Origin of the sequence: Cuneatibacter sp. NSJ-177 (assembly GCF_022867805.1) — a bacterium.
Taxonomy (GTDB): domain Bacteria; phylum Bacillota; class Clostridia; order Lachnospirales; family Lachnospiraceae; genus Pseudolachnospira.
This window is the reverse complement of record NZ_JALIFO010000002.1, coordinates 268,839-283,151: the sequence shown is the minus strand read 5'-3', so window position 1 is coordinate 283,151 and position 14,313 is coordinate 268,839. Positions and strand designations below refer to the sequence as shown.

Sequence of the window (14,313 nt, the reverse complement as noted above, 5' to 3'; positions counted from 1 at the left end):
ATTTTGGCCTTGGACATGAGGAATGATAGGAAAAAAGACGACATGGCTGCTATGTCGTCTTTTTTTGTTCGGTATAATGTTGACGGAATTCCAGCGGTTTCATTCCAGTCCTCTTATAAAATAAGTTGCTGAAATGATTGGCGTTTTCGTAACCGACGTGCAGCGCGATTTCTTTCAGGGAGAAGTCCGTGGAGACCAGTTCCCACTGGGCCTGGCGGATCCTCCGGCCGATCAGGTAGCTGATGGGGGAGAGATGAAACGCGCTGTTTACCTCGTGGCTGAGATGACTGGCGCTCACATGAAAGTGACGGGAAAGGGATTCCATGGTAACCGGTTCGGAAAAATGCTCGTCCAGATACAGGAGGACATCCGCTGCCAGGGAGTCCTTTTCCTTTGTCTGATATTTTTGCTGTTCCTCGGAGAGCTGGATGCAGAGGAGCACTAGAGCGGTTACAAGCGCTGTGCAGATGGAATAATATCCCTTATCCTGCTGTTTTCCCTGGTAATAGATTTCCCGATAGATTGCTTCAAAAACGGCATGACGCTCCCCTGTGGAAAGGACTGGGCTGGATCCTGCCGGCAAGATGTGGTTGGGTGTCAGGCCGGGAAGCTGATAGCCCCGGACCGCGCAGGACCAGACGTCCAGGGGCGCTTGATCATCCGACTCCACCGAGTGCACCACGTTGCTGTTAAAGATTACAATATCGCCGGACTGGACATGGTACGGGGTGTTGTCCGCGGTGTAGATTCCCTTTCCGCCTGCAATATAGAGGATTTCCGTCTGATCCGGGTGGGAATGGGAGGGAAGCATCCAGCCCGGCTGGTTGTAAGAATGGACGATTTTTACAAGTTCCAGCCTAGTGTTATCCGTGAAGACCGATTCCTGTACCGGCTGAAAAGGCAAAAAGATCATGGGCATACCTCCGGACTTTTTGAATTTGGCTTTAGTATAACCGAAAGAAGGAAAAAAGAAAAGAGAGCGTTTGGCAGGAAATTTTACGGCAAAAACAGGATTCTTGGAAAGCGCTGGCCTGAAACCGTGGAAAAGCGTGAAGGAACGGAAGAAAAAACAGCAGGATTGTTGCGCAGGACGGATGGATGGATTCTTTAGAAAAACAAGAAAAATTGTTATACTTTTTTTGTCTAAGAAAATATGCTCAATCGGGCATACCATTACGGAACCGCTTTGCATCGCGATGATTTGCGCGTTCCGATTTGCTCTCCAGGCGCCTGGGGAGCAAAAATCGAGTCAGGAGGGAAGAGTGAAAGAGAAATATTCTTTAATTTATTTGACAACCGAATGCTGTTCTCCGGAGCAGATGATCCGGATTGCCGCCGAAACGGGATACGACTGTATTGACGCCAGGACCATTCCCATGGGGCTGCCTGGTGAAAAACCCTTTGACCTGTCGAAAGACCGGCGGCTTTTGGAAGCGGCCAGGCGGGCGGCGGCGGAAACAGGGGTATGGGTGGATTCCATAGAAAACGCAAGGATTTTCGACGGAATGTCGGTAAAAGACTATGAACCTTGTCTGGCGGCGGCAGCGGAACTGGGAGTCCGCCATGTCCTCTCCAATGTCTGGTCGGCCGACGCCGGGTACGCGCGGGAAAAATTCGGAGAGCTTTGCGATCTGGCGGCGGAATACGGCCAACAGATTGATCTGGAATTTGTGACCTGGTCTAAGGTGAAAGACCTTCGGGAGGCCAAGAATCTGTTGGAGGCGGTAAACCGCCCCAACGCGGGGATTCTGGTGGACACACTCCACTTTCACCGGTCTAGGGTAACTTTCAAAGAATTGGAGGAATTGCCGGAAGAGTGGCTGTATTGCCTCCATATCTGCGACGCGCCGGGGGAGATCCCGGAGGATCCGGACGCACTTGCTTATACGGCCAGAGAAGCAAGGCTTTATCCCGGCGAGGGAGGAATCGATATCCGGAAGATTGCCGGGCGGAAGCCCTGGGCCGTCTATGGAATCGAGATTCCCCACCGGAGACGCTGGGAAGAAATGGGATACGTAAAATATGCCGCAGAGGCGCTGAGGCGCACCAAGGCTTATTTAAAGGGGGAAGAAGGAAAATGATTCAGAAACTGGATTTTGCGGAACCTTTTTTTCAGGCGGAATATGTGGAGGCGGAGCCGGCCTACCCGGTGCGGGAGCGCTGCCTGATCTTGAATCTCGCCGGAAGGTCCGAGTCCCCGGTCCGAATCGGAACGTTTTTGCTGGAATCTTTTTGCAGCGCGGTTGTGACCGGCGCAAATCTGGAAATTCCGGGGCAGGCGCTGGTGATCCGGAATTTCGGTTCTTTTTCGGTGGAGGACGGCCGGACGGCAAAGCGGATGAAGCAAACCTGGAAGTCTCTTTGGGAATATTCTCGCCAAGAGCGGAATCGGAATGTCCCTTACTATAAATCTCCCCGCGCCGTGGTAGGCGGAAGGATTGGGATGAATTTCTGTCTGGCGGAGGCCGATGCGCCCTCGGCAATTCACCGGGAGCACGGGGAGGATTTTGATGAGATCCATCTGCAGGTGTGCGGGACCGGCCGCGTCCAGATTTTTCAGGATTCCGATCCCGGAACCCTCTGCGGTGAGCTGCCGCTCTGTCCAGGAACGGCCAATGGGAGAATCTGGGATGAGCGGGGGGAATATCCCTGGCACCGGTATCACAGCTGCTCCCGGAGCGTATTTGTTGTAATTGAAAAAAACAGAGGAGGAAAAGCATGAGTACGACACTTTTGATTGTAAATCTGACAATCTCCATTGCCATTATCCTGATCACCATCATGGTATTTCATCTGAATGCGGTGATCTCCCTGATTCTCGCCAGCCTGTACATGGGAGTCTCCTGCGGGCTTGGGTGGATGGAGACGATTTCTTCCATCGGCGGCGGATTTGGAAGCACCATGTCCAGCATGGGAATCTCGATCATCCTCGGCGTAATCATCGGGGAATTGCTGAGCCAGTCCGGCGGGGCCAATGTGATTGCAGAGACCATGGTAAGGATCTTTCCGGAAAAAAAGTCGCTGTATGCGATTGCGCTGACGGCCTTTATTCTCTCCATCCCGGTATTTTTTGATATTACCTTCATTATCTTGATTCCGATTGGAATCTCGATTGCCAAGAAAATCAAAAAATCCATCGCCTATGTGGTAGGGGCGATCGCCATCGGAGGCTGCACGGCCCATGTGCTGGTGCCCCCGACCCCGAACCCTCTGGCTGCGCCGGAAATCTTTGGCTTCGACTTGGGCGGGATGCTGATCGGCGGTCTGGTGATCGGGCTGCTCAATGTGCTGATCGTAATACCGGTTTACACGAAAATTATGGATAAAGGATTTTTTAAAGAGTCTGATCTGGATCCTGCGGCGGTGATTGAAATCACGGAGACGAAAACAGAAAACAGTCCCAGCTTCGGGGCGGCCCTGCTCCCCGTGGTCATCCCGCTGGTCTGCATTTTGCTCGGAACCGTGGGCAGCGTGATCTGGGAGGAACCTCCGATGATTATCTCCGTTCTGGGAAACCGTCTTCCCGCCATGCTTCTCGGCACGCTGGCGGCCTACCTGATTTCTTATAAGAGCCTGGGGAAAAAGGGCCTGGACGAGGCGGGAAACGCTGCGCTGAAAGGCAGCGGCATTGCCGCGATGGTAACGGCGGCCGGCGGCGCGTTCGGAGCGGTGATTCAGGCGACGGATATTGGGAATACCATCATCGAGAGCATGGGAATCGAGGGAACCTCCGGTGGAATCCTTCTGATGCTGGTGGGCTTTGGCATTGCGTTTATCTTTAAGGTGGCGCAGGGGTCCGGAACCGTGGCCGGGATCACAAGCATGCAGATTATGGCGGGCTTTTCCGCCGGACTCAGCATCCATCCATTTTTCCTTGCCGTGGCCTGCCTGAGCGGCGGTATGGGGCCGGGGCATTTGAATGACAGCGCCTTCTGGGTGACGGCCAACTTGTCCGGCATGAAGGTCAGCGGCGGCTTAAAAACGTACACAACCAGTCAGATGATCTGTGCCTTTGTGATCTTCGGAATTGCCCTTTTAGGGGCGCTGTTCCTGCCGATCCCGGCAACGTTAGGTGTGGGCTGAGAAAAAGATAGGAGTGTGGAAAATGAAAATCGCGTTGCTTGTAGAAGGCTCTACCAGCCACCATGCAAAGGATATCTGGGAGGTGTTGTCCGGCTATGAAGCCCATGAATGTTATCAGGTGGGGATGCGGGGCGAGGAAGGGGAGGAAAGTTTGACTTTCCTCCACACCTCCCTCCTTGCCGGAATTCTATTAAATACCAAAGCGGTGGACTTTGTGATCGGAGGCTGCGGGACCGGGCAGGGTTTTCTCAATGGGGTGATGGCATTTCCCGGAGTGCTCTGCGGGCTCGTCTATGATCCTCTGGAAGCTTGGCTTTTTATGCAGGTGAATGCAGGAAACTGTCTCAGCCTGCCTTTCAACCGGGGCTGGGGCCTGGCCGGAAAAGAGCAGATCCGCCTGATCCTGGATCAGGCGTTCTCAGTGCCCGTCGGGGGAGGCTACCCGCCGGAGCGGGCGGATTTGATCCGCCGGATGCACCGAAAGCTGAGATCACAGTCGGATTCCTTCCGGAAAAGTTTTCTGGAGATCCTTCCGCTGATCGACCGGGACCTTTTGCTCCCTGCTCTGGGGATGAAAGGGGTGCGGGAACTGATGGAAAGCGCGCCGGAGAGCCCGGAGAAGGCGGCTGTGATAGAAATTTATGATCAGGAGGGAAAGCGATGAAGGCTTCTTATTCTTTGGTCCATCTGACAAACGCCTTGTGTCCGCCTCCGGAACTGATCCGGACCGCGGCCCAGGCGGGGTTTGACTGTGTCAGCCTGAGAAGCATTCCAACCCGGATGAGACGGAACGTCCAATCCGTACAGGAATCCGTGACAGGAAAAATGCCGTTCGCCCTGGCAGATGATAAGCAGCTGCTCCGAGAGACCAGAGAAGCGGCCCGGTCCGAGGGAATCGTGATCCATGACACGGAGAACGCCCGGATCTTCGACGGCGTGGACGTGCGGGATTACGAACGGGATTTAGAAGCGGCTGCGGAGCTGGGGATTCGAGAGATTTTGACCAATATCTGGACGGAGGATTCGGCATTCTATGAAGAGGCGTTTGCCAGGCTCTGCGAGCTGGCGGCCCCTTACGGCCAGAATATCAATCTGGAATTCGTGACCTGGTCCGGCGTTATGGGGCTGGGAGATGCGGTGCGGCTGTTACAAAAGACAGGCCGGCCAAATCAGGGAATTGTACTGGATACCCTCCATTTTTACCGGTCCCGCAACACGACCGGCGAGTTGAAGGGGCTGCCGGAGCAATGGTTCCGATACGTCCACCTGTGCGACTGTCCGGCGGAAATTCCGGAGAGCCGGGAGGAGCTGATTCAAACCGGGCTTGCCGGGCGGCTTTTTCCGGGGGAAGGCGCAGTGGATATCCGGGGGATTCTTGACTGCCTGCCTCCAGTGGTCCGCGGTATCGAGGCGCCGAATCCGGAACGTATGGCGGAATCCGGATTTTTGGCGTATGTCACGGAAGCACTCCGCCGGACCAAACAGTATTTGGGAGAGGGGTAAAAAATGAAAACAGAACAGAAAACCTGGAAATTGCGGGATGGATATGAGATCCCGGCTTTGGGGTTTGGAAATTATAATTCTTTTGGGGAAGAGGAAGAAAATGCGGTCGGAAACGCCTTAGAAGCGGGCTACCGTTATATTGATTCCGCCTCCTGTTATCAAAATGAGGCGGAGGTTGGCCGGGCCGTGAAGAAAAGCGGGGTGCCGAGGGAAGAAATTTATCTCCTGTCCAAACTTTGGCCTTCCGATTATGAAAAGGCCGAAGAGGCCCTCCAAAAGACGCTGCGGGGGCTTCAGGCAGAATATCTGGATGCCTACCTTCTCCACTGGCCGGGAACAGAGGAGAGCAGGCGCCTGAACGCGTATGAGCAGGTGCTGAAGCTGAAAGAAAGAGGATGGATCCGGAGCGTAGGCGTTTCCAATTTTCAGCCGGATCAAATGGAAAAGCTGAAAGAGGTTTTCGGGGACTATCCCGTCCTCAACCAGATGGAGTGCCACCCGTCGTTTCAGCAAAAGGAAATATCGGATTACTGTAAAGCGCGGGGGATCCAGGTGATTGATTACCGTCCCTTGAACCGGGGGGCCTACCGGGAAAATCCGGAGGTGATACGGATTGCAGAACGGCATGGGAAGACAATCTCCCAAGTGGTCCTGCGCTGGCATGTGGAAAAATGCCAGATCCCAATCCCAAAGTCCAGCAACAGGGACAGAATCCGGGAAAACAGTGAAATTTTTGACTTTGCCCTTTCGGCGGACGAGATCCGGATCATCGATGAGATGGAGACCGGAATCCGGGCGGGATCCGATCCCTTTACCTACAATGGCTAAAAGGCATGGTCAGGAGTGAAACAGCCCTCCCACCCAGTCCAAAAACGCGGACCGGACTTCCACTTCTCCCGTGAGCATTTGGCAGTCCTCTTCCGTCAGTACGTGTTCCAACTTTTCGCGGGACGTCTCCGGGACCTCGGCCGTAACCGCATCCGTAAAGCACAGCGGGGGATACAGCACGCACCACCAGTTGTTCCCCGCTGCTTTTCCGATTTCTACTTTTAAGGCGCGGTAGGTCCCTCTGGGGAAGGTCATATCCCCGTAAGTCTTTTCCGGAAAATAGAAATCTCCGACCGACAGGCTGACCGGATAGGAAAAACCAGCCTCCCGGACCGCTGCCTCCGCTGCTTCCACCAGTTCCTGCCGGTGGGCCAAGGCGTACTGCTCCGCCTCTTCCGGGCTGGCCGCCGTATCCAGTTTGCTGCCGAGCTCGTCCAAAATTCGGTCTCTCACCATCAGCTTACATTTCTGATCCTCCTCGGAATCACTGTTTGCAAGGACCCGGAACCGGAGCACCTCCGCGGCTACCGGCGCAACCATCTGGTCCTGGCGCAGCCCCTCCCAGCATCCAAGAGTTAAAAAACTGTTGAGAATAATTACCAAAACCACCAAACGCAGATCTCGTTTCATCGTCTTTCCTTTCTATGTACCACATTTTACCACCGGCATATCCTTATCGGCGCTGCCAGGCGCTTCCCCGCGATTGTGCAGCAATCCCGGTAGATTGCAAGGCCGGGTTTTCCGCCGGCATCCAGAGTATTTCCCATTTGTGGTTGAATTATTCCTCTTTCTGGAGTAAACTAAAAAGAAAAAACAGAGGAACTTTGTCATGTCTAAAATAAAGATCGCCGTTCTCTTCGGCGGACAGTCTTCGGAACACGAAATATCTTGTCTCTCGGTGGTCACCATAGCCGGAAATATAGATCCGGAAAAATACCAGGTCTTTTTGATCGGAATCACGAAAGAAGGGCGCTGGCTGAAGGTGGACTCCCTGGACGAGGTCCGCTCCGGCGCCTGGCGGGAGAACCGGACCCGCGCGGTCCTGTCTCCGGACACCGCGATGAAGGGGATTCTTTTCCTGGACGGGGACGATGCGAAGCTGCAAAAGGTGGATGTGGTGTTTCCAGTGCTTCACGGTCTTTACGGTGAGGACGGCACGGTACAGGGGCTGCTGGAGCTCTCCTGTATTCCCTATGTGGGCTGCGGCGTGCTGTCGTCCGCGGTCTCCATGGATAAATTTTATACAAAAGTGATCATAGGCGGCTTAGGCATCCGCCAGGCCAAGTTTGTCCCGGTGCTGCGCCGGGAGCTGAATGATGATGAGGCCGTGATGGACCGGGTGGAACAGAGTCTGCCTTACCCGGTGTTCGTCAAACCGTCCAATGCCGGTTCTTCCAAGGGCGTTTCCAAAGCGGTGGACAGAAAAAGCCTGAAGGAGGCCTTGAAGCGTGCGGCGGCCGAGGATTCCAAGATCCTGGTCGAGGAGGCCATTGTGGGCCGGGAGCTGGAGTGCGCGGTGTTTGGCGGCCGGGAAACGAAAGCCTCCGGAGTCGGAGAGATTTTAGCAGCTGCGGAATTTTATGATTACGATGCCAAGTACAACAGCAATGAGTCCCGTACCGTCGTGGATCCTAATCTGCCGGAAGGCGTGGCTGAGGAGATCCGGCGGGATGCGGTGAAAATCTTCGAGGCGGTGGACGGATTGGGCCTGTCCCGCGTGGATTTCTTCTTAGAGGACGGGACCAATGAAGTGGTATTCAATGAAATCAATACGCTGCCTGGATTTACGTCGATCAGCATGTATCCGATGCTCTGGGAAGCCCGCGGACGCGCGCTGCCGGAGCTGGTGGAGGAGCTGATCCAGACGGCGTTTCTGCGGAGGGCGTAACCATGGGGATTCATGCGCCCATCGGGGTTTTTGACTCCGGCGTCGGCGGTCTGACCGTGGCGAGGGAGATCATGCGCCAGATTCCGGAGGAACGGCTGGTCTATTTCGGCGACACGGCCCGTCTGCCCTACGGAAGCAAATCGCAAAAGACGATTCTCCACTTTGTACGCCAGATCATTCGCTTTCTGGAGACGAAAAAAGTAAAAGCCATTGTGGTGGCCTGCAATACAGCCAGCGCCTACGCGCTGGAAACCATTGAAAAAGAGATCGATGTTCCGATTATCGGCGTGATCAAGCCGGGAGCCAAGACCGCGGCCAGGACCAGCCGGAACGGAAAAGTAGGCGTGATCGCCACCGACGCGACGATCGGCAGCGGCCTGTACACGGATTTTATCCGGAGCATCAACCCGGAAATCCAGGTCTTCGGAAAAGCATGTCCGTTGTTTGTGCCGCTTGTGGAAGAAGGTCTGACCCACGACTTTGTGACGGAGGAGATCGCCAGACGGTATCTGAAAGAGCTGCAGGAGAAGGAGATTGATACGCTGATATTGGGCTGCACCCATTATCCGCTGCTCCGCTCCTTAATCGGCGGAGTGATGGGGGACTCCGTTCAGTTGGTGAATCCGGCCTATGAAACCGCGCTGAGTCTGCGGCGTCTCCTGACGGAGAAGGGGCTGCTCTCGGACGGCTTGGCTGCGGCGGAGGGGAAATACGAGTTTTATGTCAGCGACGGCGCGGAAAAATTCCGGGTTTTCGCCAACTCCATCCTGCCCCGCGAGATTCCGGCCACCCAGGTCGTAGACATCGAAAAATACTAGAGGGGAAAACGAGATGGACAGAGACGTTTTGGTGACGGTGAGCGGCCTGCTTTTTATGGCGGACGAGGAGGCGGAGCGGCAGGATATCGAAGTGATTGCGCCCGGCCAGTATTATTGGAAGAACGGGAAGCATTATATTACCTACGATGAGATGGCGGAAAATTTCACCGAGCCGGTCCACAATCTTTTGAAAATTTCACCGGAGACGGTGAGCATCCGCAAGAAAGGGCTGATCGAGACGGAGCTGACCTTCACCAAGGGAAAAGAAAACGTGTCTCACTATTCGACACCGTTCGGCAATCTGGTCCTGGGGATCCGCGCCAACGAGTTGGAAGTGATGGAAGAAAAAGGCGGAATCCACGTGAATGTGGAGTATGCCTTGGAAATCAATTATGAACATATCTCGGACTGTTCGATCAAGATTCATGTCCAGGATAAGGAGTCAAAAGATTTTACCCTGATTTCCTAGAGGACGAGGGATGAACCGGCCGGTCCGGAAAACGACGCAGGAGGTTTTGAAGTTTGAGAAGGGGATACAGAACAATTTTCGGTCTAATGCTGCTGGCCGTGCTTTTGTGTGTCAATCCGATGCAGGCGCTTGCCGTGGGCGGCCGTACGGATCTGCAGCAGACCGACGCACGGGACATGGAAGGATGGCCGTCGGGACCGTCCATCACCGGGGAGAGCGCTTATCTGGTGGAGATCAACTCCGGAGCGGTCCTCTACGGAAAAAATGAGAATGAAACCCGGTTTCCGGCCAGCATCACCAAGGTGATGACGGCTCTGGTGGTATTGGAGCACTGCCAGCTCGATGAGCAGGTGACTTTTTCCCATGAAGCGGTGACGGATATCGAATCCGGCGGAAATTTCAGCGGGATGGCGCTGGAAGGGGAGACGCTGACCGTTGAGCAGTGTCTGTATCTGCTTCTTTTGAACTCCGTCAATGAGAGCGGCTATGCGCTGGCGGAGCATGTGGCGGGGTCCCTGTCCGCTTTTGCGGATCTGATGAATCAGAAGGCCGCGTCCCTGGGCTGCACCAACACCCATTTCGCCAACCCGCACGGGCTCAATGATTCCAATCACACGACCACGGCCCACGACATGGCGCTGATTTTCTGGGCGGCGCTCCAGAACGAGACGTTTTATCGAATTGATTCCACCACGTCCTTTGAGATCCCGCCGACGGAGAAGAATCCCAAGGGGTTCAAGTGCACCATGCACCATAAGATGATGCTATCTTCCAGTGAGTACCACGACGAGCGGGTTAAGGCCGGGAAAACCGGTTACACCTCGATTGCGAAGAATACGCTGGTGACCTATGCGGAGAAGGACGGTATGGAGCTGGTCTGCGTGGTGATGAAGGATGCCGGCGGCGGCGTGGTGTATCAGGATACCAAAAGCATTCTGGACTACGGCTTCCAGAATTTCCGTATGGTGGACATGGGAGCCACCAGCCGGAATTTCTGCGCAGGCCTCAGTGCCGGATATCCGATGCCTCTGGCCCTCTCCGGGGAGAGCAAACTGACGATCCCCAGCGGGGTGGAGAGCCTGACCTTAGAGTTCATCGGCAGGGAGGAGGGCGATCCCGAAGGCACAGTCGGGGATCTGCTCTACCGCAGCGGCGCTTCGACACTGGGACGGCAGCCGATCGTGATTCAGGGAACCGTGGAGAATGCCCAGTCCAGCCTGCCGGTGACGGCAAAGGCCGAGGATTCCGGAAAGCCGTTCTGGTTCTGGATCCTGGTGGTGCTAGCTGTCTTAGCGGCGATTTTGGTGATCGCCTGGGTTGTGATTCAGATCATCAAGAATCAGCGCAGGAGGAAAAGAAGAAAGCTCCGCCAGCAGCAGAGACGGCGGCAGGCCGGGTATTCGCAGGCGCGGAGAAGATAGCGGAGACAGATGCGTGGAAGTGAAAGATCATGCAAAAGGACAGAGCCAGTTTGCTGGTTCTGTCCTTTTGTAATGCACAGGAAATCCCATCGAAATTTCCTATGAAAAAATCATCCCGATATATTTTAAAAACCGGCTTGACCTCCTTTTACAGGCATTTGCTCCACCCGCAGTTCTTACAGATCGTGCATCCGCCTTCCATCACCGTGTTCTCCCCGCATTCCGGGCAGCGCATCTTGTCCCTTGCGTTTTGCACGGCCTGGGGCTTGGGCAGTTTTTTGGCAGGCTTTGTGGATTTCTGAGCCGCCAGCTCCTGCTGTACTTCGTTGTACATGTCGAGGAGAGCGTTGCCGACGGCCATGGGGCAGCAGCTTCCTTTGCTGGTGTCCTTGTGAAGCGCCCGGCGCACCGTGTAGGACGGGCAGGATCCGGTGGAATTCAGCTGGTCGATGATCGTGTAAATGTCGATTCCTCCGCGGGCACTGATAGAAATCATCCGGGAAAGGCCGATCATGAAGTTGTTGCAGCCGCCGGTGGAGCCCTTGCTCAGGTAGGTTTCGAGGAGTGCGCCGGTATTGGGATCAAACAGTGCGATGCAGTGGAGGCTGCCGCAGCCCGTGATCAGTTTTCTTTTCTTTCCGACCACGTCGTCGGTGACGAGCACAATCTCGCCGCGCTTTAAGCCGTCGCCTGCCACAGCAGGGCCGGAGGTGTCTTCCGTGGTCAGCACACCGGCGCGCTTACAGCCGTCCCGGTAGATTGTGATGCCCTTTAACTTCTTCTCATAGGCATAACGGTACAGGTTTTCCGTCTCCTCCACAGTGAAATGGTTCGGCACATTGACCGTGGAGCTGATGGAGGCGTCGATATGCTGCTGCCACACGGACTGCATGTCGATCCGGCTGTGGTATTCCAGCGTCATGGCCGTGACGAAAAAGTCCGGCAGGTCCCGGTCGTCCGTGATCTGGAAGGCTTTCATGTAGGTGTCCACAATCTTGGTGTAAACCTTATAGTAGACGTCCGTCCCATGGAGGGATTCGGTTTTTCTCTCATAATAATTGGCAAAGATCGGTTCGATTCCGCCGGAGATGCCGAGCATGGTGGAGAGGGTTCCAGTCGGCGCAATGGTAAGAAGCTGGGAATTGCGCATTCCGTGTTTTTTTACCAACTCCACCGTGGCCTCCGAGGTGTTGGCCTGGAAGAAGGGCGTGGAAATCACATTTTCCATTCGGTATTTCGGGAACGGGCCCAGTTCCTTTGCCAGCTGAGCGGAAGCGGCGATGGCGGTGTCGGCCATGATGAAGCCGATCTTGTCGCAGAGTTTCAGAGCCTCTTTTTCCCCGTAGGTGATGCCAAGCTTGATCAGCATGTCGGCCAGTCCCATGATGCCAAGGCCGATCTGACGCCAGTTCCGGACGCTTTCTTGCTGTTCTTCCAGAGGATGCAGCGGAAGGCCTTCCTCCAAAACTTCGTTTAAAGCCCGGACTGCAACGGCAACGGCTTCCTTGAAGCCTTCAAAGTCAAAGACCGCGTTTTTGGTAAAGGGCTCTTTGACAAATTCCGAGAGATTTAAGCTCCCCAATAGACAGCTTCCCCCGGCCGGCAGCGGTTCTTCCGCGCAGGGATTGACCCCGGCAAAGGAAAACTCTTCTGTGCCGCTGAGAAGGCTCCAGCTTTTGATCCGGTCCCAGAAAAGAGCGCCGGGCTCCGCATAGTCCCAATTAACTTCCGCGATATGACGGAAAAGCTCTTGGGCGTTGACTTCCCGTTCGATCGCCTCCCCGGTGGCCTCCCTGGTGTAGTGGAGGAGATAGGGCGCGTTGTTCTTCACGGCCTCCATAAAGGCGTTGTCGATCCGGATCGAGATGTTGGCCTTGGTCACTTTTTCCAGGTCGGTTTTCAAATCAATAAATTCCTCGACATCCGGGTGGGAACAGTCGATGGAGATCATCAGAGCGCCGCGGCGGCCGTTCTGGCCAATCAGTTCGGTGACAAGAGCATAGAGTGTCATAAAGGAAACGGCGCCGCTGGTTTCCTTCGCGGCATTATTGATTTTTGCTCCTCTGGGGGCCAGACGGGAGATATCCACGCCGCAGCCGCCGCCGTAGCTGTAGGTCCGGGCCAGTTTCTTGGCGCAGTCGAAAATGCTTTCAATGTTGTCTTCCGGCGGGGTCACCACATAGCAGTTGGAAAAGCTGACCTTCCTGCCTTCCTGTTCCAGGCCGCGGTTTGAGAGGATCCGGCCGCCGAACAGAAATTTCTTCTGGCGCACCAGACCGGCCGCCTCGGAGTTGCCTGCGGTGATGCGGTTCACCCATGCTTCGAAGTCTTCGCCGTGATTTTTATATTTGTTATTCCAAATGTCGATTCCCAGGTGATTGTCTTTGCCGAGCCATTCTTCGATTGTCATTCTATATTCTCTCCTTAAATTCCATATGTGGTATGCAAAAAGTATAATAGCACAATATGTAGATGGGCGCAAGGACTTTTTGAAAGCCTTTCCGAATTTGTTTTTCATTGCTTTTTGTGTGCGGAAATTCTTCGATACCACAGGTTCTTATATTCTTGTCTGAAAGAGGGGAAACCATTCTAATTGTTGCAAAAAAGAGGAGGATCTCATATAAATTTGCATGGAACCAAATCTGGGGAGATGATGGATTCTGTAACCAGTAAAAAGCCGAATCGCTGGAATTGTGAACCAGACTTCGTCCCTACCAAAAAAGCAGGCAGACCACCGTGGCGTGGCATGCCTGCTTTTTGACCGGGATCAAAGGATTCCTCATCAGGAGCCCTCTTGTCCGGCTGTCGGAACTTATTATTTCTTCTCGCTCTTGTCTTTTTTAAACCGGGCGAAAAAGCCCTTCTTTTTCTGCGGAGGCTGAATGCTTCCGCCGCGGACACTCTTGATCGATACGATATAGATTCCGCTGACCTCTACCTTGACCTCCTGCTTGACCGGAAGCACGTCCCAGACCGCGCGGTCGGCGGCCAGCACCATGATCTTCGGGCCTACCTTGGCTTTTACGACAGGCAGCTTGGTCCAGCGCAGATACCGGGGCGTCTGATCGATGACGACCTGGGGAAGTCCGGACTCTTTGACTTTTAACCTCTTCTTGTCAATGATCAGCATGGAGATGGTCTGTTTCATCGCTTCCATCTGAACGCTGGCCTCGGCCTGCTTTTTCTGCATCCGGCGGCCGACAAAATACAGGACCACCAGGACGGCCAGAATGACTAAGAGGATAATGGTAATAATCTGCCAAACTGACATATTCATTCCTCCGCTTTCAATTCTCTTAGATT

At 54.5% G+C, this 14,313-nt stretch carries 14 protein-coding genes; 10 read left to right on the top strand and 4 right to left on the bottom strand.

All coding sequences use genetic code 11. The annotated features are described in order from the left end of the window. Positions 1 to 49: 49 nt before the first annotated feature. Positions 50 to 913, bottom strand: coding sequence for an AraC family transcriptional regulator (locus tag MUB23_RS05420; RefSeq protein ID WP_244799323.1), 864 nt, complete (start codon positions 911 to 913; stop codon positions 50 to 52). Positions 914 to 1,262: 349 nt separating this feature from the next. Here MUB23_RS05420 and MUB23_RS05415 point away from each other — a divergent pair, with 349 nt between their 5' ends. Genes MUB23_RS05415 through MUB23_RS05390 form a run of 6 tightly spaced genes read left to right on the top strand, consistent with a single transcriptional unit; the run spans position 1,263 to position 6,414 of the window. Continuing rightward, entirely contained in the window at positions 1,263 to 2,081 is an 819-nt protein-coding gene (locus tag MUB23_RS05415; RefSeq protein ID WP_244799322.1) for a sugar phosphate isomerase/epimerase family protein, read from the top strand. Then, on the top strand, positions 2,078 to 2,722 hold the full coding sequence (locus MUB23_RS05410; RefSeq protein ID WP_244799321.1) for a hypothetical protein: 645 nt from the start codon (positions 2,078 to 2,080) through the stop codon (positions 2,720 to 2,722). Before MUB23_RS05415 ends, MUB23_RS05410 begins: the two co-directional genes overlap by 4 nt. Continuing rightward, the gene (locus tag MUB23_RS05405; RefSeq protein ID WP_244799320.1) at positions 2,719 to 4,083 is read left to right on the top strand and encodes a GntP family permease; all 1,365 of its coding nucleotides are present in this window, start codon (positions 2,719 to 2,721) and stop codon (positions 4,081 to 4,083) included. The genes MUB23_RS05410 and MUB23_RS05405 overlap by 4 nt, the downstream gene beginning before the upstream one ends. A 22-nt stretch (positions 4,084 to 4,105) precedes the next feature. Beyond that, positions 4,106 to 4,747 (top strand): RpiB/LacA/LacB family sugar-phosphate isomerase, encoded by a 642-nt coding sequence (locus MUB23_RS05400; protein WP_244799319.1) that lies wholly within the window; start codon positions 4,106 to 4,108, stop codon positions 4,745 to 4,747. Beyond that, positions 4,744 to 5,586 (top strand): sugar phosphate isomerase/epimerase family protein, encoded by an 843-nt coding sequence (locus MUB23_RS05395; RefSeq protein ID WP_244799318.1) that lies wholly within the window; start codon positions 4,744 to 4,746, stop codon positions 5,584 to 5,586. The genes MUB23_RS05400 and MUB23_RS05395 overlap by 4 nt, the downstream gene beginning before the upstream one ends. Before the next feature lie 3 nt (positions 5,587 to 5,589). Then, positions 5,590 to 6,414: an aldo/keto reductase gene (locus MUB23_RS05390; protein ID WP_244799317.1), complete on the top strand. Its 825-nt coding sequence runs from the start codon at positions 5,590 to 5,592 to the stop codon at positions 6,412 to 6,414. A 9-nt stretch (positions 6,415 to 6,423) separates the two neighbouring features. Here the strand turns inward: MUB23_RS05390 and spoIIR are convergent, their stop codons facing one another. Beyond that, positions 6,424 to 7,044 (bottom strand): stage II sporulation protein R, encoded by a 621-nt coding sequence (spoIIR, locus tag MUB23_RS05385; RefSeq protein WP_244799316.1) that lies wholly within the window; start codon positions 7,042 to 7,044, stop codon positions 6,424 to 6,426. 199 nt (positions 7,045 to 7,243) lie between these two features. Here spoIIR and MUB23_RS05380 point away from each other — a divergent pair, with 199 nt between their 5' ends. Genes MUB23_RS05380 through MUB23_RS05365 form a run of 4 tightly spaced genes read left to right on the top strand, consistent with a single transcriptional unit; the run spans position 7,244 to position 11,010 of the window. Next, positions 7,244 to 8,302 (top strand): D-alanine--D-alanine ligase family protein, encoded by a 1,059-nt coding sequence (locus MUB23_RS05380; RefSeq protein ID WP_244799315.1) that lies wholly within the window; start codon positions 7,244 to 7,246, stop codon positions 8,300 to 8,302. 2 nt (positions 8,303 to 8,304) lie between these two features. After that, a complete protein-coding gene (murI, locus tag MUB23_RS05375) occupies positions 8,305 to 9,120 on the top strand; it encodes a glutamate racemase (RefSeq protein ID WP_244799314.1) in 816 nt (271 codons plus the stop codon). Between the two features lie 13 nt (positions 9,121 to 9,133). After that, entirely contained in the window at positions 9,134 to 9,589 is a 456-nt protein-coding gene (locus MUB23_RS05370; RefSeq protein ID WP_244799313.1) for a DUF1934 domain-containing protein, read from the top strand. A gap of 53 nt (positions 9,590 to 9,642) precedes the next feature. After that, positions 9,643 to 11,010, top strand: a complete 1,368-nt coding sequence (locus tag MUB23_RS05365) for a D-alanyl-D-alanine carboxypeptidase family protein (RefSeq protein WP_244799312.1) — start codon at positions 9,643 to 9,645, stop codon at positions 11,008 to 11,010. A 148-nt stretch (positions 11,011 to 11,158) separates the two neighbouring features. Here the strand turns inward: MUB23_RS05365 and MUB23_RS05360 are convergent, their stop codons facing one another. Both MUB23_RS05360 and MUB23_RS05355 read right to left on the bottom strand, forming a co-directional pair. Next, a complete protein-coding gene (locus MUB23_RS05360; protein ID WP_244799311.1) occupies positions 11,159 to 13,420 on the bottom strand; it encodes an adenosylcobalamin-dependent ribonucleoside-diphosphate reductase in 2,262 nt (753 codons plus the stop codon). Positions 13,421 to 13,825: 405 nt separating this feature from the next. Continuing rightward, positions 13,826 to 14,287 (bottom strand): hypothetical protein, encoded by a 462-nt coding sequence (locus tag MUB23_RS05355; protein ID WP_442874106.1) that lies wholly within the window; start codon positions 14,285 to 14,287, stop codon positions 13,826 to 13,828. Between the last annotated feature and the right edge of the window lie 26 nt (positions 14,288 to 14,313).

Excerpts from the sequence above, each read along its gene's own strand:
- MUB23_RS05380 (WP_244799315.1), top strand. The coding sequence starts at position 7,244 with ATGTCTAAAATAAAGATCGCCGTTCTCTTCGGCGGACAGTCTTCGGAA.
- MUB23_RS05370 (WP_244799313.1), top strand. The coding sequence starts at position 9,134 with ATGGACAGAGACGTTTTGGTGACGGTGAGCGGCCTGCTTTTTATGGCG.
- MUB23_RS05420 (WP_244799323.1), bottom strand. The coding sequence starts at position 913 with ATGATCTTTTTGCCTTTTCAGCCGGTACAGGAATCGGTCTTCACGGAT.
- MUB23_RS05400 (WP_244799319.1), top strand. The coding sequence starts at position 4,106 with ATGAAAATCGCGTTGCTTGTAGAAGGCTCTACCAGCCACCATGCAAAG.
- MUB23_RS05390 (WP_244799317.1), top strand. The coding sequence starts at position 5,590 with ATGAAAACAGAACAGAAAACCTGGAAATTGCGGGATGGATATGAGATC.
- MUB23_RS05410 (WP_244799321.1), top strand. The coding sequence starts at position 2,078 with ATGATTCAGAAACTGGATTTTGCGGAACCTTTTTTTCAGGCGGAATAT.
- MUB23_RS05355 (WP_442874106.1), bottom strand. The coding sequence starts at position 14,287 with ATGAATATGTCAGTTTGGCAGATTATTACCATTATCCTCTTAGTCATT.
- MUB23_RS05405 (WP_244799320.1), top strand. The coding sequence starts at position 2,719 with ATGAGTACGACACTTTTGATTGTAAATCTGACAATCTCCATTGCCATT.
- MUB23_RS05395 (WP_244799318.1), top strand. The coding sequence starts at position 4,744 with ATGAAGGCTTCTTATTCTTTGGTCCATCTGACAAACGCCTTGTGTCCG.
- murI (WP_244799314.1), top strand. The coding sequence starts at position 8,305 with ATGGGGATTCATGCGCCCATCGGGGTTTTTGACTCCGGCGTCGGCGGT.
- MUB23_RS05360 (WP_244799311.1), bottom strand. The coding sequence starts at position 13,420 with ATGACAATCGAAGAATGGCTCGGCAAAGACAATCACCTGGGAATCGAC.
- spoIIR (WP_244799316.1), bottom strand. The coding sequence starts at position 7,044 with ATGAAACGAGATCTGCGTTTGGTGGTTTTGGTAATTATTCTCAACAGT.